The following is an 18,415-nucleotide window of genomic DNA, read 5'->3' on the forward strand; positions in this document are numbered from 1 at the left end:
CCAAGCGAAACGGGGAAGTGTTTCGTGCGGAGTGGTTCGCTGGCGTCGGACGGGCGATCGAGGCCGACGATGCGTTACAAAGCCAGGCACTGCGCTTAGACTTGAGCCGGGTTTGTTTTCCTGGGGCAAGTCCACCAATTCGGGAGAGAGTTTTCATGAAGCTAGTCACTGCCATCATCAAGCCGTTCAAGTTGGACGACGTGCGCGAATCGCTGTCCGAGATCGGCGTGCAGGGCATTACCGTTACTGAAGTCAAAGGCTTCGGTCGGCAGAAGGGTCACACCGAGCTGTATCGCGGCGCGGAATACGTGGTCGATTTCCTGCCCAAGGTGAAGATCGATGTCGCCATTGACGACAAGGATCTTGATCGGGTGATCGAGGCGATCACCAAGGCGGCCAACACCGGCAAGATCGGTGACGGCAAGATCTTCGTGGTCAATCTGGAACAGGCGATTCGCATCCGTACCGGCGAAACCGATACCGACGCAATCTAAGCCGCCACAAACCCCAACGCCCCAGGAGAAAACAATATGACTCTGCGTAAATTCGCAGGGCTAGGAGCCCTGTTGTCCCTCGTAATGCCCAGCCTGGCCATGGCGGCAGACGAAGTGGCGGCCCCAGTCCTCAATTCCGGCGATACCGCCTGGATGCTGACCTCGACAGCCCTCGTGCTGTTCATGACCATTCCCGGCCTCGCGCTGTTCTACGGCGGCATGGTTCGCTCCAAAAACATTCTTTCCGTGATGATGCAGTGCTTCGCGATTACCGGTCTGATCAGCATTCTGTGGGTCATTTATGGCTACAGCATTGCGTTCGACACCACCGGCATGGAGCAGGGCGTCGTCAACTTCAATTCGTTCTTCGGCGGCATGGGCAAGGCGTTCCTCGCCGGTGTCACGCCATCGAGCCTGACCGGTCCAGCGGCATTGTTCCCTGAGGCGGTGTTCATCACCTTCCAGATGACTTTCGCCATCATCACGCCGGCACTTATCGTCGGTGCCTTCGCCGAGCGTATGAAGTTCTCCGCGATGCTGATCTTCATGGGCATCTGGTTCACCCTGGTTTATGCACCGATCGCGCACATGGTCTGGTCCGGCAACGGCGGCCTGATGTGGGATTGGGGCGTGCTCGACTTCGCTGGCGGCACCGTGGTGCACATCAACGCCGGTGTGGCCGGTCTGGTGGCGTGCATTGTGCTCGGCAAGCGTAAAGGCTTCCCGACCACCCCGATGGCGCCGCACAACCTCGGTTACACCCTGATGGGCGCCGCGATGCTCTGGGTCGGCTGGTTTGGCTTCAACGCCGGTTCCGCCGCTGCCGCAAACGGCACGGCCGGTATGGCGATGCTCGTGACTCAGATCGCAACCGCCGCTGCTGCACTGGGCTGGATGTTCGCCGAGTGGGTCACCCATGGCAAACCAAGTGCGCTGGGTATCGCGTCGGGTGTGGTCGCCGGTCTGGTTGCGATCACTCCGGCCGCCGGCACCGTGGGCCCGATGGGCGCGCTGGTGATCGGTCTGGCAGCGGGCGTGGTGTGCTTCTTCTGCGCCACTACCCTGAAACGCAAACTCGGTTATGACGATTCCCTGGACGCCTTTGGTGTTCACGGCATCGGCGGTATCCTCGGCGCGATCCTGACCGGTGTGTTTGCCGCCCCTTCGCTGGGTGGCTTCGGCACCGTGACCGACATCGCCGCACAAGTCTGGATTCAGTGCAAAGGCGTGGGCTTCACGGTGATCTACACCGCGATCGTCACCTACATCATTCTCAAGGTGCTGGATGCCGTCATGGGTCTGCGTATCACCGAAGAAGAAGAAGCTGTCGGCATCGATCTGGCACTTCACAACGAACGCGGCTACAACTTGTAAGACGCGTTTAAAAAATCTGCCCGGCTTGCCGGGCATTTTTTTGCCTGGTGTTTGTCGGTGTAGTCACTGCTGAAAGGTTTTTTCCTACACGTTCAGTGGCGTTTGCGGCGGGCATATTTGTGCGGCCAATGGCTTACATGATTGAAGGAATATTAGGGCCTTTGTTTTTTCCCAGAGCGCGCTAGAATGCGCCCCGAACGTGCGGAGAACTGTATGTGGCAACAGACTCTGATTACCCTGCGGGCAAGGCCCCGGGGCTTTCATCTGGTAACGGACGAGTTACTCGCCGGCCTGCCTGAACTCAAGGCGTGTCGGGTCGGTCTGTTGCATTTGTGGCTGCAGCATACCTCGGCGTCGTTGACCATCAACGAGAACGCCGATCCGGCGGTACGTCGCGACTTCGAACGATTTTTCAATCGTCTGATCCCACAAGGAGCAGACGGCTATGAGCATAACGACGAAGGCCTGGACGACCTCCCGGCGCACTTCAAGGCCAGCGTACTTGGCTGTCAGCTCAGTTTGCCGATCACGGCAGGCCGTCTGGCGTTGGGGACCTGGCAAGGCGTTTATCTGGGCGAGCACCGTGATCACGGCGGTGCCCGTAAAGTCCTCGCCACCCTTTACGGTGACGGGGCATAAACCGCTGATCATCAGCGGTGACTGAATTTTTCCGGCAGCCTTCGACAGATGGCGAAGCTGGGCTATAACTAATCTGCTTTTCGCAAGTCATGAGGTAGAACATGAGCGACGATGATCTGGAAAACGACGACCTCGAAGTAGGCGACGACGACGAAACCGAAGAAGGTCTGGAAGCAGCGGCGGAAGACGTCGCTGAAGACGACGGCGGTGAAACGCCCGCTCCGACCGCCAAAGGCAAGGCCAAGGCTGCGGTGTCGGTCGATGAGCTGCCGAGTGTCGAAGCCAAGAACAAAGAGCGCGATGCACTCGCGCGGGCTATGGAAGAGTTCCTGGCCAAGGGTGGCAAGGTGCAGGAAGTGGAGGCCAACGTGGTCGCCGATCCGCCCAAGAAGCCCGACAATAAGTACGGCAGCCGGCCTATCTAAGCGTCTGCCCTTGCTTGCTGAAAAAGCCCGCCGTCGCTGCGGGCTTTTTCATGGGTGGAAATCAAAAGATCGCAGCCTTCGGCAGCTCCTACAGGCGTACACAATTAAATGTAGGAGCTGCCGAAGGCTGCGATCTTTTCAGGGGCGCCTCAAATCCTGGTTGTGTTCCACCGAGCTAACAACGCCGGCAACTCGGTCAGGCTGCGGATCTCGGCGTCCGGGGCTTTTTGCGCTTCCCACAATTTGCCTTGCGGGTTAAACCAGATCGCGCGCAAACCTGCCTGCTGCGCTCCGGCGATGTCATCACCCGTATGATCGCCGATATGCACCGCCGTCTCGGCCGTCGCGCCGCCACGCTGCAACGCCTCATGAAACAGGCGCGCATCCGGTTTTGCGATGCCGATGTCTTCAGCGCACAAGGCAAACTTGAAGTAATCCGCCAGCCCCAAGCGACTCACATCGGCGTTGCCGTTGGTGACTACGCCCAGCGCGTAATGATTGGCAAGGATCTCCAGCGTCGGCTGCACCTCAGGGAATATTTCCAGCTGATGCCGCGCATGCAGAAATACTTCAAAGCTCTGGTCAGCCAGATCGGACGCCTGATCATGGCTGTAACCGGCGTCTTCCAGGGCATGGAACAGCACCCGACGGCGCAACGCACTGATGCGATGCTTAAGGCCGGGTTCGCTACTCAGAATTCGTTCACGAATCGCCCACAAATGCTCCACCGGCACAGCGCCCAGATTGGGTGCATGTTCGGTCAGCCATTCACGCAGAACGGCTTCGGCGCTGACGATCACCGGCGCGGTGTCCCACAGGGTGTCGTCGAGGTCGAAGGTGATCAACTGGATCGTCATGAATCATCGCCCTTAATGCGTTTGGCCCGTGGATGGGCACTGTCGTAGACCGTCGCCAGGTGCTGGAAGTCCAGGTGAGTATAGATTTGCGTGGTCTTGATGTCCGCGTGGCCGAGCAATTCCTGCACCGCGCGCAGGTCTTGCGAGGACTCCAGCAAGTGACTGGCGAAAGAGTGTCGAAGCATGTGCGGGTGCAGGTTCTGCCCCAGTTCACGTTCGCCAGCGGCCTTGACCCGCACCTGGATCGCCCGTGGGCCGAGGCGTCGGCCTTGCTGGCTGACAAACACCGCGTCATCCGCCGGGTTGGTCATGGCCCGCAACGGTAGCCACAGCTCCAGCGCTTCACGAGCTTTTTTTCCGACTGGCAACAGGCGGGTCTTGCTGCCCTTGCCAAGCACTTGAACCATGCCGTCTGCCAGGTCCAGCTGATCGAGATTGAGCCCGGTCAGCTCCGAAAGCCGCAGCCCGGATGAATAAAACAGCTCGAGAATCGCCTGATCCCGACGCGCCAGGAAATCATCCTCCACCGCGCCTTCAAGCAGTTGCAGCGCGCGGTCGGTGTCGAGGGTTTTCGGCAGGCGGCGCTCACCCTTGGGCGGCGCCAGACCGTTGGCCGGGTCGTGGTCGCAAAGGCCTTCGCGGTTCAGATAGTGATAGAGCCCCCGGACTGCCGAGAGCAGTCGCGCAAGGCTGCGGGACGATTGGCCCTGGGAATGCAGGCGTGCGATCAGGCCGCGCAGGCGCTGGATGTCCAGCGCGGCCCAGCTGTCGATGTTCTGCTTTGCGCACCAGCCCAGCACTTTGTCGAGGTCGCGGCGGTAGGCGTACAGCGTGTGGGGCGACACCTGCCGCTCACTGCGCAGGTGTTCGCAGTAAGCGTCCAGTTGCCGTTCCACGATCAGCGTACCGAGCGCAGCGAGCTGTTGACCCGTGGCAGCACGCGGCCCATGACCTCGGCGATGTAGCTCAGGAACAGCGTGCCCACCGAACTTTTGTAATGCTGCGGATCGCGACTGGCGATGGCGAGGATGCCATGGATGCCCTCATGGCTGATGGCGACGACGGCGGTGGAGCCAATCTGCTTGCGCTGTTCTTCGCCAAACAGGAAGTCCAGCTCATGCTCGCGCAAGGTGCCGCTGACGCTTTTGTCTTCCGTGAGCAAACCGCCAATCGCCGTTTGCGCGTCGGCGTGGGTCACCCAGCGGCCGACCGGCATCGGGTTGTCGCCCAGCAGGATCAGGCTGACAAAAGGCACCTGAAAATCCTGACGCAGGCTGTCTTCGACGCTGATCACCACGTCTTCCAGGCTGGTGGCGTCCATCAGCGCAAGAATCAGGCGGCGCGTCTTGTCGAAAAGACGGTCGTTGTCCCGGGCGACGTCCATCAGGTGCGACAGGCGATGACGCAGCTCGATGTTGCGGTCGCGCAAAATGGTCATCTGGCGCTCGACCAGCGAAATGGTGTCGCCACGCTGGTGCGGGATGCGCATCGTCGTCAGCAGTTCTTCGTGCTCGACGAAGAAATCCGGATGAGCCTCCAGGTACGCGGCAATCGCCGCCGCCTCAAGGCTTTCGGAAGGGGATTCGTCGGGCTGCAGGGCGGGAACCTGGGGCTTGTCGGTCATGGGTTTGACTCACTCAAAGACGCACTTGTCCTTCATAAACTCGGACTGCCGGGCCGGTCATCAACACCGGTTGGCCAGGGCCTGCCCATTCAATGGACAGACGCCCGCCGGGCAGGTCGATCAATAGCGGCGAATCCATCCACCCCTGGCTGATCGCGGCCACTGCAGCTGCACAGGCGCCGGTGCCGCAGGCCTGGGTTTCCCCGGCGCCACGTTCCCAGACGCGCAACTGCGCACGGTTGCGGTCGATGACCTGGAGAAAACCGACGTTGACCCGGGCAGGGAAGCGCGGGTGGTGTTCGATTTTCGGTCCCAGCTCATGCACCGGTGCGTTGTTGATATCGGTGACGCGCAACACCGCATGCGGATTGCCCATCGACACGGCGGCGAGTTCCACCGAAGTGCCGTTAACGTCGAGCGAATAGCTCAGCGCCTGACTGTCGGCAACAAACGGAATGTCGGCCGGCACCAGGCGCGGTGCGCCCATGTCGACACTGATCTGGCCGTCGCTGCGGATATCCAGCTCGATAATGCCACTTTTGGTTTCGACGCGAATCTGCCGTTTTGCGGTCAGGCGCTTGTCGAGCACGAAGCGGGCGAAACAGCGCGCACCGTTGCCGCACTGTTCCACTTCCGAGCCGTCGGAGTTGAAGATCCGATAACGGAAATCCACTTCCGGGTTGCTCGGCGCCTCAACGATCAGCAACTGGTCGAAACCGATCCCGGTGTGCCGATCGCCCCATTGCTTGGCGTGTTTGGGCAGGATATGCGCGTGCTGGCTGACCAGGTCGAGGACCATGAAGTCATTGCCCAGGCCGTGCATCTTGGTAAAACGCAGCAGCATGGTTTTACTCCGGCAGCAGGCTTTCGCCAGCAAACAACTCGGCTACCGTTTCACGGCGACGCACTTCAAATGCCTGATCACCGTCCACCAACACTTCGGCGGTACGGCCGCGAGTGTTGTAGTTGGAACTCATGACAAACCCATAGGCGCCAGCCGAATGCACGGCCAGCAGGTCGCCTTCTTCCAGCGCCAGCTGACGATCCTTGGCGAGGAAGTCGCCGGTCTCGCAGATCGGCCCGACGATGTCGTAGGCGCGAGCGGCGGTCGCGCGAGGGCGCACGGCGGTGACGTCCATCCAGGCTTGATACAGCGCCGGGCGGATCAGGTCGTTCATGGCCGCGTCGACGATGGCGAAGTCTTTGTGTTCGGTGTGCTTGAGGTACTCGACCTGGGTCAGCAGCACGCCGGCGTTGGCGACGATGAAGCGGCCCGGCTCGAACACCAGCGCCAGATCGCGGCCGTCGAGACGTTCGCGCACGGCTTTGATGTAATCGGCAGCCAATGGCGGCTCTTCATCGCGATAACGCACGCCCAGACCGCCACCAAGATCGATGTGACGCAGGTAAATCCCGCAATCGCCGAGGCGGTCAACCAGGCCCAGCAGGCGGTCGAGGGCGTCGATGAACGGTGGCAAGGTGGTGAGTTGCGAACCGATGTGGCAGTCGACGCCGACCACTTCCAGGTTCGGCAACTGCGCGGCGCGGATGTACACGTCTTCGGCGTCGGCAATGGCGATGCCGAACTTGTTTTCTTTGAGACCGGTGGAAATGTACGGGTGCGTGCCGGCATCGACGTCCGGGTTCACGCGCAACGAGATCGGCGCGCGAACGCCCAGCTCGGCGGCGACCACTTGCAGGCGCTCGAGCTCGTCGGTGGATTCGACGTTGAAGCAATGCACGCCGACTTCCAGTGCGCGGCGCATGTCGTCACGGGTCTTGCCGACACCGGAAAACACGATCTTGTCTGCGCTGCCGCCCGCGGCCAGAACGCGTTCCAGCTCGCCACGGGAGACGATGTCAAAACCGGCGCCGAGACGCGCCAGGACATTCAGTACACCCAGGTTGGAGTTGGCCTTGACCGCAAAGCAGACCATGCTCGGCATGCCGGCCAGCGCATCGGCGTACGCCAGGTACTGGGCTTCGATGTGGGCGCGGGAGTAGACGTAGGTCGGTGTGCCAAAGCGTTCGGCGATGGCGGACAGGGCAACACCTTCCGCAAACAGCTCGCCGTCACGGTAGTTAAAAGCGTCCATGGCGTTCCCTTATTGGTAGACGTCGTGCTTGTGTGCCTTGGACGGCTGCTTTTGCGAGGACTGCGCTTGCTCGGCAGGGTCTTGATTTTCGTCGGGCAGGTACAGCGGGCCTTTTTGACCACAGGCCGACAATAAGGAGGCAAAAGCGACGAGCGAAGCGAGCGCAGCAAGGGATGAGATCAGGCGCTTCATGGCGAAATCCTTGAAAATGCATTAATTGCGCCGGAGTATACCGGCCACCCGGCAGCTTGCCTATGCGACGGGGCTCCCGTCCGGCGGGGCTTGGCAGATCATTCGAGATCACGCATTCCCTGTGGGAGCGAGCCTGCTCGCGAAAGCGGTGTGTCAGCCAGCGATAGGTTGAATGTGCCGGCCTCTTCGCGAGCAGGCTCGCTCCCACAGGTTTAGTGATCTGTCGGTTATCCTTTGCAATCACCGGGGCTCGCCCGTATCTTGCGGCGCTTGAGCGTGAACAGACACTTTTTGAGGTTGCCGCAATGAGTTTGACCGAAGCCCGTTTCCACGATCTGGTCGATGCCACCCAGCAATCGCTGGAAGATATTTTCGACGAGAGCGATCTGGATATCGACCTGGAGAGCTCTGCCGGTGTGCTCACCGTCAAGTTTGAAAACGGCAGCCAGTTGATCTTCAGTCGCCAGGAGCCACTGCGTCAGCTATGGCTGGCGGCAGTCTCCGGCGGTTTCCACTTCGACTACGACGCAGAGAGCGAGCGCTGGATGTGTGACAAGAGCGAAGAGCAACTGGGCGAGATGCTGGAGCGCATCGTCAAGCAGCAGGCCGGTGTTGAACTGGATTTTGAAGGTCTGTGAGATCGTGAGCCAGCCTGCACCCGTTCGTGCGCCCAAACCGCTTTACAGCAACGTCAGTCCTGCGGTGCCTTCACCGTGCAGCGGCGTATGTCGGCTGGACGAACAGAAGGTTTGCCTGGGGTGTTTTCGCCATGTCGAAGACATCCGCGAATGGCGCTCGGCGGATGATGATCGTCGGCGGGGCATCTGCGCCCAAGCTTCAAATCGCAAGAACGCCACAAATCGACTGTAGGAGCTGCCGCAGGCTCCTACGCCGTCGGGTGGCGGCTTGTATATTTTTTGAGCTGTGATAGTGTCCAGAAACGCCTCAACCCATCGAGGCTCGTGAAAACCCCGCCTTTTTCTGGCGGGGTTTTGCTTTTTCTGTGCAGAAGAAAGGAGTCTGCCTTAATCATGACCGCACCTTCCATCACCCTTACCCGTCTGGACGTACAACGTCTGGAGCGCCTGATCGACAGCCTGGACGACACGCTGCCGGGTGTTATCGCGCTGCAAACCGAACTGGATCGCGCCGATACGCTGGTCAGTCACGAAGAGGTGCCTGCCGATGTCGTGACCATGAATTCCCGAGTGCATTGCCGTGAAGAAAGCAGCGGCAAGGACTATCACCTGACGTTGGTGTATCCCAAGGATGCCAACGCTGACGAAGGCAAAATCTCGATTCTAGCGCCTGTCGGCAGTGCATTGCTGGGCCTCAAGGTAGGTCAGCACATCGACTGGCCGGCCCCTGGCGGCAAAACCTTGAAACTGACTTTGCTGGAAGTTGAATCACAGCCTGCCAATGGCGGCGACTTTCCGGAATAACCTTTCTCAGACCTGCTCGAGCGCGTCGTTCAATGCGCGCTCCAGATCGGCCTTGTAGCGCAAATACAAGTTGCTGGAACTCTGACCATCACCGAGCAGGCCCGACAGGTCCAGGTCGGTGATGTAGCAGCGATATCGCTCGCTCTCGCGGCGCTGCCCGACGATTTCTCCGGCGACCACGCTGAACAACCGGTCGCCATACTCCAGCTCCGAAAACTCCCGCTGATTGCAATACAACGTGACCTGCACCTGGCCTGGTGCGGCTTTGCCGACGATCGCCTGCACGTCGTAAAACGGTTTGTTGACCGGAGTTTGCGGCGCAGTCCGGGTTTCCACCCGGCGGGCTCGCCCGGGGCCGGAGGGCAGCAGTTGGTAATACAGCGTGTCCAGGCCCGCTGGCTGGGCGGCGTCCATGGGCAGCAAGGCATCGCGCCGGTACTGGATCGATTGCAGGAATCGCTGCAGTGGCACCAGCAGACTCTGCTCATCGTGATACGGCAACCGCTGTTGCCACAGCGCGTTGAATTCATCCAGCACGCACAGATCGGCCTGGTCTTCTTGAATCCGGTAAAACACCTGAATGCAGTCTGGCTGGCCCATGGGCAGAATCAGCGCCAGGTCCTGATCTTCCAGCGCCATTGGGTCCAGGTGCAGCGGGCTGTAACTCGCCAACTCTTCGCCCAGGTAATCGAACAGCGCCGGCAGAGTGGCGAGGGCAACGTGATTGACGTGCCCCGGCACCAATTCCAGTACGTGATAGTGCTGCGCAACCTGAATCAGGTAGCGGTGATTGAGCTGGCTCAGCAGCAGGTTCTGCGCGGTGTCGATAATTTCCTCGACCCGGCGGGCAATGAACTGTGCGCGGTTGTGACAGAAGCAACGCACGCGCAAGGTCGGTTGCTGCGGCCCGTTCGGCAGATTGTTGAGGTAGTCGCGCACGCAGTCGAGCAAGGCGTGAGGGCCATCAAAGCGATTGACCAGCACTTCGTTCCAGCTATTGAGCGTGACCTGGTCCAGGGTCAGTACCAGATTTTCCCGAACGCCGGCATAGCTCAGGGAATCGGTGCGCTCGGTGGTCATCAGAATATTCAGATCGCGGTGATGCTTGAGCGGATCGACGCCGACGTTCACCAGAATCAGCACCTCACTCGGCACACTGGCGCGCAGCAGCGGCTCTTCGGCGACGGTGGGCAGCGGCAGGGCGATGCTTTGTTGCAGGCTGCCGAGCAAGTTGAACAGTTCGAACTCGCTCAGGTCGCTCTCGCCGGGATGCAGGGCGAGGCGCGTGCTGCTGTCGATCACGCCGTTGCGGTGGCACCAGGTCAGCAGTTCCAGCAGTTGGCGGCTGCGCTTGATCGGCGCGAAATGCTCCCACTCGAGCGCCGTCAGGCTGCCGTTATACAGACCCCATTGGGTTTGCCCGGGTTCTTTTTTGTTCGGCGCGTGCACCAGGGTCAGGGTGTCTTCGGCCAGGTCGGGGGCGATGCCCGGGTTGATAAATTCGATTTTGTCCGCTTTGCGCTCGAACGCCGCGTACAGCCGTCGACCCAATACGTTGAGATCGCGTTTATTGATCAGGCTGACCGTCTGTTCGCTGCGGGCGAACTCGGTCAGGAAGCGGTAGCTGTAATTCAGTTCGTTGACCAACGCTCGACGTTCGGCACTGACCTGACGGACTTTCCACTGGCTGCGGCTATCGAGCAGCGCCAATTGCCGATGATCCCAGTGCCATTCGCGAGCCAGACGTTCAAGCAGCGAGCGTTGCCAGCTCTGGGCGCGACTGCTGCTGCCGGTGAGTTTGCGGTTGACCTTCAAATACAACGCGCGCCGCACCAACTCCAACCGCTCCGGTTCGCCACGGGCCATCAGGTATTCCTCGATGCGCCGGTAAACCACGATGTACGGGTCCAATTCATCAAGGTCGAGCTGGTTGGCGAACACCGCTTGCTTGAAGCGCAGGCTCAGGCACTGGACCCTGGGGTGTTCGCTGGCGTAGACCTCGGTGAGCAACAGCTTGAGCACCGATTTGTAGGGTGACTCGATGCCCTTGAACAATTGCCACAGCCCGGCACCGATGAATTCCCCCGGCGGTATATACGCCAGATGCCCCAGGTCCAGGCTTTCGTCGGCCCGTATGAAACGTTTGGACAACAAAGTGTGGGTGTAGCGGTCGTACGCGGCTTCTTCGTACACCGGCACCAGCCACCAGATGGGCGTGCGCCCGGCCAGCCAGATGGCGGTGCGGTAGAACTCGTCCAGCAGCAGATAATGCTGGGTGGTACCGCAGTTTTCCGAACTGAGTTGATTGTCGCGCTCCCCCAGTACAAAGCGGGCAGGATCGATCAGGAAGAAATGCGCCTCGGCGCCCTGGCTGGCGGCCCAGACTTCCAGCAACTGGCATTTTTTGCGCAGCTCGGTGAGTTCGCCTTCGTGCAAATCCGGCGCGTGGCAGACCCACACGTCCATGTCGCTCTGGTCCGCCTGAGCGAGGGTGCCGAGGCTGCCCATCAGGAACAGTCCGTGGATGGGTCGCGGCGGATTGCTGCTGTGGCGAGGTTTATAGGAAAACGAGCGGGTCAGGCGCTGGGCTTCGGCGAGGACGTTGGCTTCAGGCTCGAAGTTCGACAGGCCGGCGGGTGTGCTGCCCGACACGTAACCCGGCAACAACGGATGATTGACGTGAAAGAACAGCGGCAGCAGGGTCAACACGGCTTGCTGGCGGGTCGACAGCCCTTCCATCGCGCGGGCCATGCGGCCCTCGTTGAGCTTCAGAAAACGTGCGCGCAGCTGGCTGAGAACCTTGCGGTCGATTCCCTCGTCCAGATCGGGGCGGATTTCATGGGTGCGGGTCATGTCAGCTCAAACCGGCTCGCAGGGCTCGGAAGTCTCAGAATGGGGGGCAGTTTAGCGCCTCGGCCCCCGGACATTTCAGCTGATTTTGTTTTTCAGGCGTCGGATTTCTATCGCTGGGCGACAGTGTGTTGCAGAGAGTGCCCGCGGAAATCCCGTAGCAGGGGTTTCCGTGGGCGATACGAGGAATATCAGGCAGTTTCCTGGACGCTCAGAATGGTCAGAACGGTTTGCACGTTTTGCGCGGCGTCACGCCCCAGACTGGTCAGATAACCGCCATCAGGCTGGTCGATCAGTTCTTTTTCGTACAGGCGTCGAGCGGCGGCAATGGCTTTCGGGGCAGCGGTCTGATGAATTTTCAAACCTTCCTGGGAACTGTCCAGGTTGAAGAGTGCGAGGATTTCCAGTTCGGCAACCAACTCAGGGGTAAGCGACATAAGGACTCCAGACTTTCTAGGAATTGGACGACAGCGCCCCTAAGGTGATCCCACTCGTGTGGCATGTCCAGTGCTCGCGACAGGGTTTTTCACCTCGGGATGCATTCCCCGGCGGGTGGTGCGGCAGCGGGGTGCGTACCAGTGTAGTCAGGGTCTGGGGGAAGGCAGGAGTGATGGGTGACAATTTGTAAGCGGGGGCTTGCCGGGTGTGAAGATTCCTGACTATGGAGAACCTCTGTGGCGAGGGAGCTTGCTCCCGCTGGGCAGCGAAGCGGCCCCAACGCATTGCGACTGCTGCGCAGTCGAGCGGGAGCAAGCTCCCTCGCCACAAAATCCCGGCGCCACAAGTCGCTGGCTTATTTCTTTTCCGGCGGCAACTCGGGCAGTGCGCGCAGCGCCGTTTCGTACCATTCGGTATTGAACGCGCGGTCTTCTTCGAGGATTGCGTCGATTTCCACCGCCAACACGTGGGCCATCAGGTTGAGGATCTCTTCACGCTCGTAGCCCACCAGGGTCAGCTTGTTGAAGGTCGCCTTGGCCGCTGGCGGGTTGTCGCTTTCGATCTGGTTTTCGATGGCTTCAACCAAAGTGTTTTCGGCGAACTCTTCTTCGTCGAGTTCGATGTCTGTTGGCTCGCTCATGGCAGGCTCCTCAAGTTAAGGCGGCCAGTTTACCTGCATTCAGCGCTGTGATGCTGCTGGCAAGAATGGCCGGCGCGTTCTATAAAACAGGACTGCCCACCCCGCACGGCCCGGAGGCTTTGTGATGCTCAAGCTTTATGGTTTTTCCGTCAGCAACTACTACAACATGGTGAAACTGGCGCTGCTGGAGAAAGGACTGTCGTTCGAAGAGGTGCCGTTTTATGCAGGTACGAGCCCGGAGGCCTTGGCAATCAGCCCGCGCGGCAAGGTACCGGTGCTGGGCGTCGAGCAAGGCTTCATCAACGAAACCGCGGTGATTCTGGAGTACATCGAGCAGAGTCAGAAGGGCGCTCCGCTGCTGCCGAGCGATCCTTTCGAACGGGCCCAGGTCCTTGCGCTGGCCAAGGAAATCGAGCTGTACATCGAACTGCCGGCTCGCGCCTGTTATGCCGAAGCGTTTTTCGGCATGCCGGTGCCAGACGCGATCAAGGACAAAACCAAAGCCGAGCTACTGCTGGGTTTTGCCTCGCTGGGACGGCACGGCAAGTTTGCCCCTTATGTAGCCGGGGACAGTTTGAGCATCGCGGATTTGTATTTCCTGTACAGCGTTCCGCTGGCCTGTGCGGTGGCGCATAAGCTGTTCGGGCTGGATTTGTTGGCGGAGATGCCGGCGGCCAAGGCGCTGTTGGAACGACTGGAGCAGAACCCGAACGTGCAGCGGATTGCGGCGGACAAGGAGGCGGCGATGCCGGCGTTTCTGGCGATGGTCGCGTCCAAGAAATAGATCTGTAGCGTCCCTCAGGACGCTTTCGCGAGCAGGCTCGCTCCCACATTCAATCCTTGGTGTTCACAGGATAGGGGTTCACCACAGTTTCAATGTGGGAGCGAGCCTGCTCGCGAAGCTTCTGGCTTTCAGCGGCCGGCGAGCAATGCCTGGCCGCGAACCACAGCCTGTTTGACCTGGGCCGGCGCAGTGCCGCCGATGTGGTCGCGGGCGTTCACTGAACCTTCCAGGGTCAGCACGGCAAACACGTCCTGATCGATCTGGTCGCTGAACTTGCGCAACTCTTCCAGGCTCATTTCCGCGAGGTCCTTGCCGCTTTCCACGCCGTACTTCACGGCATGGCCAACGATTTCATGGCAGTCACGGAACGGCAGGCCACGACGAACCAGGTAGTCAGCCAGGTCGGTGGCGGTGGAGAAACCGCGCAGTGCCGCTTCGCGCATGATCGCGTGCTTGGGTTTGATCGCCGGGATCATGTCGGCAAAGGCGCGCAGCGAATCGCGCAGCGTGTCGGCAGCGTCGAACAGCGGTTCCTTGTCTTCCTGGTTGTCCTTGTTGTAGGCCAATGGCTGGCCCTTCATCAAGGTCAGCAGGCCCATCAGTGCACCAAAGACGCGGCCGGTCTTGCCGCGAACCAGTTCTGGCACGTCCGGGTTTTTCTTTTGCGGCATGATCGAGCTGCCGGTGCAGAAGCGGTCTGGCAGATCGATGAACTGGAACTGCGCGCTGGTCCAAAGCACCAACTCTTCGGAGAAACGCGACAAGTGCATCATCGCGATGCTCGCCGCCGAGCAGAATTCAATGGCGAAGTCGCGGTCGGACACGTTGTCCAGCGAATTGCCGCCGACAGCGTCGAAGCCCAGGAGCTGGGCGGTGTACTCGCGATCGATCGGATACGTCGTACCCGCCAGCGCGGCGCTGCCCAAGGGCATGCGGTTAGTGCGTTTGCGGCAGTCGACCAGGCGCTCGTAGTCGCGGCTGAGCATTTCGAACCAGGCCAGCATGTGGTGCCCGAAGGTCACCGGTTGCGCGGTTTGCAGGTGAGTGAAGCCGGGCATGATGCTGCCGGCTTCGCGCTCGGCCTGTTCCAGCAAGCCTTTTTGCAGGCGGGTGATTTCGCTCAGGATCAGGTCGATCTCGTCGCGCAGCCACAGACGGATGTCGGTGGCGACCTGGTCGTTACGGCTACGCCCGGTGTGCAGCTTTTTGCCAGTCACGCCGATGCGGTCGGTCAGGCGTGCCTCGATGTTCATGTGCACGTCTTCGAGGTCGATGCGCCAGTCGAACTGACCGGCCTCGATTTCGCCCTGGATGGTCTTCAGGCCATCGGCGATGCTGTCGCGCTCGGCATCGGTGAGTACGCCGACCTTGGCCAGCATGGTGGCGTGGGCGATCGAGCCCATGATGTCGTGGCGATACAGGCGCTGGTCGAAAGTGACGGAGGCGGTGAAGCGGGCGACGAAGGCGTCGACGGGTTCACTGAAGCGGCCGCCCCAGGACTGATTGGTCTTGTCAGTGCTCATGAATTCGCTCGTATCGGCTGAAGAAAGATGGCGTTGAAAGCTGCTGCGGATAATAACAGGGTTGCCAATCCTGTCGCTGACACTGGTCGACACGTTTTTTTGCGCGGCGCCAGCCCATGCTCGAAGCGGGCAATGCGGAAAATGCGCAACGATATTTTTCAATTGAGCAATAACGCTCCGGCAACCGTCTACAGTTGGACAGTAGGATCAGCGCTCATCTCGGCGCTGCAGCGGACTATAAGAAGAGGGGGTGTTCATATTGTGTATCAGCAAACCCTACGGCGATGCCTCGCCAACCGCCAATTGCCCGGCAAATAAAAATTTAGCGGTCGGACGGGCGGCACTTTTTGGCCCTCGCGCTAGTCTTAGCGTGGATCGCGGTGACGGACGTCACTTCACTTGTCTACGCTATCCTTGTGCGAGACTCACGCAGGAATCCAGCGCAATATGAATGTCCTGATCGTTGATGACGAACCCCTTGCCCGCGAGCGCCTGAGCCGAATGGTCGGCGAACTCGAGGGATACAGCGTCCTGGAGCCCAGCGCCACGAACGGCGATGAGGCGTTGGCACTGATCGACAGTCACAAGCCGGATATCGTGCTGCTCGATATCGGCATGCCGGGCCTCGATGGCCTGCAAGTGGCTGCAAGATTGTGCGAACGCGAAACCCCGCCTGCCGTGGTGTTTTGCACAGGGCCCGATGAATTTGCCGTGGAAGCCTTACAGGCCAGCGCCGTAGGCTATCTGGTGAAACCTGTGCGTACTGAACATTTGCATGATGCGTTGAAAAAAGCCGAGCGCCCCAATCGCGTCCAGCTCGCAGCCCTGACCCGTCCCGCCGCCGAAACCGGCAGCGGCCCGCGCAGCCACATCAGCGCCCGAACCCGCAAAGGTATTGAGCTGATCCCGTTGGGTCAGGTGGTCTACTTTATTGCCGACCACAAATACGTGACCTTGCGCCACGAAGGCGGCGAAGTGCTGCTGGATGAACCGCTAAAAGCCCTTGAAGATGAATTCGGCGACCGATTCGTGCGTATCCACCGCAATGCACTGGTTGCCCGTGAACGCATCGAGCGACTGCAACGTACACCTCTGGGGCATTTTCAGCTGTTCCTCAAAGGCCTCAATGGCGATGCCCTGATCGTCAGTCGCCGTCATGTGGCCGGCGTGCGCAAGATGATGCAACAGCTTTAATTCGCCTTTTACAGGCGCATTCACACCCGATTGCCGGACATCCGGGGCCAGGGAGGCCAGGTAATACCTGATACAAGTCAAAGTGGATTTGACTGAGCTGTTATTATCCGCCGTATCTATTCAGTACGGATTGATCCATGTCCTCTCGCGAAATCCGCATCGCCACCCGCAAAAGTGCTCTCGCCCTGTGGCAGGCCGAATACGTCAAAGCCCGTCTGGAAGAGGCCCATCCGGGTCTGCTCGTGACGCTGGTGCCCATGGTCAGTCGCGGCGACAAGCTCCTCGACTCGCCGCTGTCGAAGATCGGCGGCAAGGGCCTGTTCGTCAAAGAGCTGGAAACCGCCTTGCTGGAAAACCAGGCCGATATCGCCGTGCACTCGATGAAAGACGTGCCGATGGACTTCCCTGAAGGCCTCGGTCTGTTCTGCATCTGCGAGCGAGAAGACCCGCGCGATGCCTTCGTTTCCAATACCTACGCCAGTCTGGACCAATTGCCCCAAGGCAGCATCGTCGGCACTTCCAGCCTGCGTCGTCAGGCCCAGTTGCTGACCCGGCGTCCGGACCTGGAAATCCGTTTCCTGCGTGGCAACGTCAATACGCGCCTGGCCAAGCTCGATGCCGGCGAATACGACGCCATCATCCTTGCGGCGGCCGGTTTGATTCGTCTGGGTTTTGAAGATCGCATCACCTCGGCCATCAGCGTTGACGACAGTCTGCCGGCCGGTGGCCAGGGCGCGGTCGGTATCGAATGCCGCACCGCCGACAGTGAAATTCACGCACTGCTCGCGCCGCTGCACCATCAGGACACCGCCACCCGGGTCACCGCCGAACGTGCCCTGAACAAACATCTGAACGGTGGCTGCCAGGTGCCTATCGCCTGCTATGCCGTGCTGGAAGGTGAGCAGGTCTGGTTGCGTGGCCTGGTCGGTGATCCGAGTGGCGGTCTGCTGCTCAGCGCCCAAGCCCGTGCACCGCGAAGCGATGCCGAAGCCTTGGGTGTGCAAGTGGCCGAGGACCTTCTGAGTCAAGGCGCCAATGACATCCTCAAAGCGGTGTATGGCGAGGCAGGTCACGAGTGACGGGCTGGCGCCTGCTGCTCACGCGTCCCGCAGAAGAATCGGCGGCGCTGAGCGATGTGCTGACCGAAGCGGGGATTTTCAGCAGCAGCTTGCCGCTTTTGGAGATCGATCCGATTCCGGTCTCTGACACAATGTGCCAGGTCATCCGGGGTCTGGAGCGCTACTGCGCAGTGATCGTGGTCAGCAAGCCGGCCGCCCGAGTGGCGGTGCAACTTGTCGATCAATATTGCCCGCAGCCACCGCGCCAGAAGTGGTTTAGCGTCGGTGCGGCCACTGCGCAGATTCTCGCTGATCATGGGCTCGATGTGAGTTTTCCGTGCGAGGGCGATGACAGCGAAGCGTTGCTAGAACTTGCACCGTTGCGCGAGGCAATCGCACGGCCTGATCCACGGGTGTTGATCATGCGCGGAGAGGGCGGGCGCGAGTTGCTCGCTGAGCGTTTGCGCGAGCTTGGTGCTAGTGTCGAGTATCTGGAATTGTATCGCCGCGACCTGCCGCACTATCCGCCCGCGGCGCTGCCGGAGCGGATCAAGGCGGAACGCTTGAACGGGCTGGTGGTCAGCAGTGGAATGGGTTTTGAGCATCTGCATCGATTGGCCGGCGATGCCTGGCCGCAATTGGCGCGGTTGCCGTTGTTTGTTCCAAGCCCCAGGGTCGCCGAGCTGGCACGTGCCGCCGGGGCCCAAACAGTTGTGGATTGTCGTGGCGCCAGTGCCGCGGCTTTGCTGACGGCGTTACGGGAGCATCCCGAACCCGTTCTCTAA

General features: G+C 60.4%; 21 protein-coding genes and 1 pseudogene. 12 read left to right on the forward strand and 10 right to left on the reverse strand.

Features of this window, described 5'->3' with window-relative positions:
* The first annotated feature begins 155 nt into the window (after positions 1-155).
* The 4 genes from glnK (at position 156) to sutA (ending at position 2,932) form a co-directional block, all read left to right on the forward strand.
* Complete coding sequence (gene glnK, locus F8N62_RS23650) at positions 156-494, forward strand: P-II family nitrogen regulator (RefSeq protein ID WP_002555808.1); 339 nt, start codon at positions 156-158, stop codon at positions 492-494.
* Between the two features lie 36 nt (positions 495-530).
* Positions 531-1,868: an ammonium transporter gene (locus F8N62_RS23655; protein WP_150712936.1), complete on the forward strand. Its 1,338-nt coding sequence runs from the start codon at positions 531-533 to the stop codon at positions 1,866-1,868.
* A 213-nt stretch (positions 1,869-2,081) separates the two neighbouring features.
* Positions 2,082-2,507 carry a secondary thiamine-phosphate synthase enzyme YjbQ gene (locus tag F8N62_RS23660; protein ID WP_150712937.1) on the forward strand — a complete coding sequence of 142 codons (426 nt, stop codon included), beginning with the start codon at positions 2,082-2,084 and terminating at the stop codon, positions 2,505-2,507.
* A 101-nt stretch (positions 2,508-2,608) separates the two neighbouring features.
* Complete coding sequence (gene sutA, locus F8N62_RS23665) at positions 2,609-2,932, forward strand: transcriptional regulator SutA (protein ID WP_150712938.1); 324 nt, start codon at positions 2,609-2,611, stop codon at positions 2,930-2,932.
* A gap of 149 nt (positions 2,933-3,081) precedes the next feature.
* On the opposite strand, the gene F8N62_RS23670 is transcribed toward sutA, so the two are convergent.
* Genes F8N62_RS23670 through lptM form a run of 6 tightly spaced genes read right to left on the reverse strand, consistent with a single transcriptional unit; the run spans position 3,082 to position 7,701 of the window.
* Entirely contained in the window at positions 3,082-3,789 is a 708-nt protein-coding gene (locus tag F8N62_RS23670) for an HAD family hydrolase (protein ID WP_150712939.1), read from the reverse strand.
* Positions 3,786-4,685 carry a tyrosine recombinase XerC gene (gene xerC / locus F8N62_RS23675; protein ID WP_150712940.1) on the reverse strand — a complete coding sequence of 300 codons (900 nt, stop codon included), beginning with the start codon at positions 4,683-4,685 and terminating at the stop codon, positions 3,786-3,788. The genes F8N62_RS23670 and xerC overlap by 4 nt, the downstream gene beginning before the upstream one ends.
* A 2-nt stretch (positions 4,686-4,687) precedes the next feature.
* Positions 4,688-5,413, reverse strand: coding sequence for a DUF484 family protein (locus F8N62_RS23680; RefSeq protein WP_150712941.1), 726 nt, complete (start codon positions 5,411-5,413; stop codon positions 4,688-4,690).
* A 13-nt stretch (positions 5,414-5,426) separates the two neighbouring features.
* Positions 5,427-6,257 (reverse strand): diaminopimelate epimerase, encoded by an 831-nt coding sequence (dapF, locus tag F8N62_RS23685; RefSeq protein WP_150712942.1) that lies wholly within the window; start codon positions 6,255-6,257, stop codon positions 5,427-5,429.
* Positions 6,258-6,261: 4 nt separating this feature from the next.
* Positions 6,262-7,509: a diaminopimelate decarboxylase gene (gene lysA / locus F8N62_RS23690; protein WP_150712943.1), complete on the reverse strand. Its 1,248-nt coding sequence runs from the start codon at positions 7,507-7,509 to the stop codon at positions 6,262-6,264.
* A gap of 9 nt (positions 7,510-7,518) precedes the next feature.
* A complete protein-coding gene (gene lptM / locus F8N62_RS23695) occupies positions 7,519-7,701 on the reverse strand; it encodes an LPS translocon maturation chaperone LptM (RefSeq protein ID WP_150712944.1) in 183 nt (60 codons plus the stop codon).
* Between the two features lie 305 nt (positions 7,702-8,006).
* Here lptM and cyaY point away from each other — a divergent pair, with 305 nt between their 5' ends.
* From cyaY to rnk, 3 genes are all read left to right on the forward strand, one after another.
* Positions 8,007-8,339 carry an iron donor protein CyaY gene (gene cyaY, locus F8N62_RS23700; protein WP_150712945.1) on the forward strand — a complete coding sequence of 111 codons (333 nt, stop codon included), beginning with the start codon at positions 8,007-8,009 and terminating at the stop codon, positions 8,337-8,339.
* Between the two features lie 4 nt (positions 8,340-8,343).
* Positions 8,344-8,571 carry a DUF1289 domain-containing protein gene (locus F8N62_RS23705; protein WP_150712946.1) on the forward strand — a complete coding sequence of 76 codons (228 nt, stop codon included), beginning with the start codon at positions 8,344-8,346 and terminating at the stop codon, positions 8,569-8,571.
* Between the two features lie 161 nt (positions 8,572-8,732).
* Positions 8,733-9,143, forward strand: coding sequence for a nucleoside diphosphate kinase regulator (rnk, locus tag F8N62_RS23710; protein WP_150712947.1), 411 nt, complete (start codon positions 8,733-8,735; stop codon positions 9,141-9,143).
* A 6-nt stretch (positions 9,144-9,149) separates the two neighbouring features.
* Here rnk and F8N62_RS23715 read toward each other — a convergent pair whose 3' ends face one another.
* The 3 genes from F8N62_RS23715 to F8N62_RS23725 form a co-directional block, all read right to left on the reverse strand.
* Positions 9,150-11,996, reverse strand: a complete 2,847-nt coding sequence (locus F8N62_RS23715) for a class I adenylate cyclase (protein ID WP_150712948.1) — start codon at positions 11,994-11,996, stop codon at positions 9,150-9,152.
* A gap of 188 nt (positions 11,997-12,184) precedes the next feature.
* Positions 12,185-12,430: a TIGR02647 family protein gene (locus F8N62_RS23720; protein WP_084320242.1), complete on the reverse strand. Its 246-nt coding sequence runs from the start codon at positions 12,428-12,430 to the stop codon at positions 12,185-12,187.
* 356 nt (positions 12,431-12,786) lie between these two features.
* Positions 12,787-13,071: a hypothetical protein gene (locus F8N62_RS23725; protein ID WP_150712949.1), complete on the reverse strand. Its 285-nt coding sequence runs from the start codon at positions 13,069-13,071 to the stop codon at positions 12,787-12,789.
* Positions 13,072-13,195: 124 nt separating this feature from the next.
* Here F8N62_RS23725 and F8N62_RS23730 point away from each other — a divergent pair, with 124 nt between their 5' ends.
* Entirely contained in the window at positions 13,196-13,855 is a 660-nt protein-coding gene (locus F8N62_RS23730; RefSeq protein WP_150712950.1) for a glutathione S-transferase family protein, read from the forward strand.
* Positions 13,856-13,983: 128 nt separating this feature from the next.
* On the opposite strand, the gene argH is transcribed toward F8N62_RS23730, so the two are convergent.
* Positions 13,984-15,378, reverse strand: a complete 1,395-nt coding sequence (argH, locus tag F8N62_RS23735; protein ID WP_150712951.1) for an argininosuccinate lyase — start codon at positions 15,376-15,378, stop codon at positions 13,984-13,986.
* 241 nt (positions 15,379-15,619) lie between these two features.
* On the opposite strand from argH, the pseudogene F8N62_RS32335 reads away from it, so the two are divergent.
* The 4 genes and pseudogenes from F8N62_RS32335 to F8N62_RS23750 all read left to right on the forward strand — a co-directional run.
* Positions 15,620-15,829 (forward strand): annotated as a pseudogene (locus F8N62_RS32335) (sensor histidine kinase); the annotation flags it as partial.
* Complete coding sequence (locus F8N62_RS23740; RefSeq protein ID WP_150712952.1) at positions 15,826-16,572, forward strand: LytR/AlgR family response regulator transcription factor; 747 nt, start codon at positions 15,826-15,828, stop codon at positions 16,570-16,572. The pseudogene F8N62_RS32335 and the gene F8N62_RS23740, both read left to right, overlap by 4 nt.
* Positions 16,573-16,709: 137 nt before the next feature.
* Positions 16,710-17,651 (forward strand): hydroxymethylbilane synthase, encoded by a 942-nt coding sequence (gene hemC / locus F8N62_RS23745; protein WP_150712953.1) that lies wholly within the window; start codon positions 16,710-16,712, stop codon positions 17,649-17,651.
* Entirely contained in the window at positions 17,648-18,415 is a 768-nt protein-coding gene (locus tag F8N62_RS23750; protein ID WP_150712954.1) for a uroporphyrinogen-III synthase, read from the forward strand. The genes hemC and F8N62_RS23750 overlap by 4 nt, the downstream gene beginning before the upstream one ends.

The sequence above is a fragment of the Pseudomonas fluorescens genome (genome assembly GCF_902497785.1).
Classification (GTDB): Bacteria; Pseudomonadota; Gammaproteobacteria; order Pseudomonadales; family Pseudomonadaceae; genus Aquipseudomonas; species Aquipseudomonas fluorescens_BO.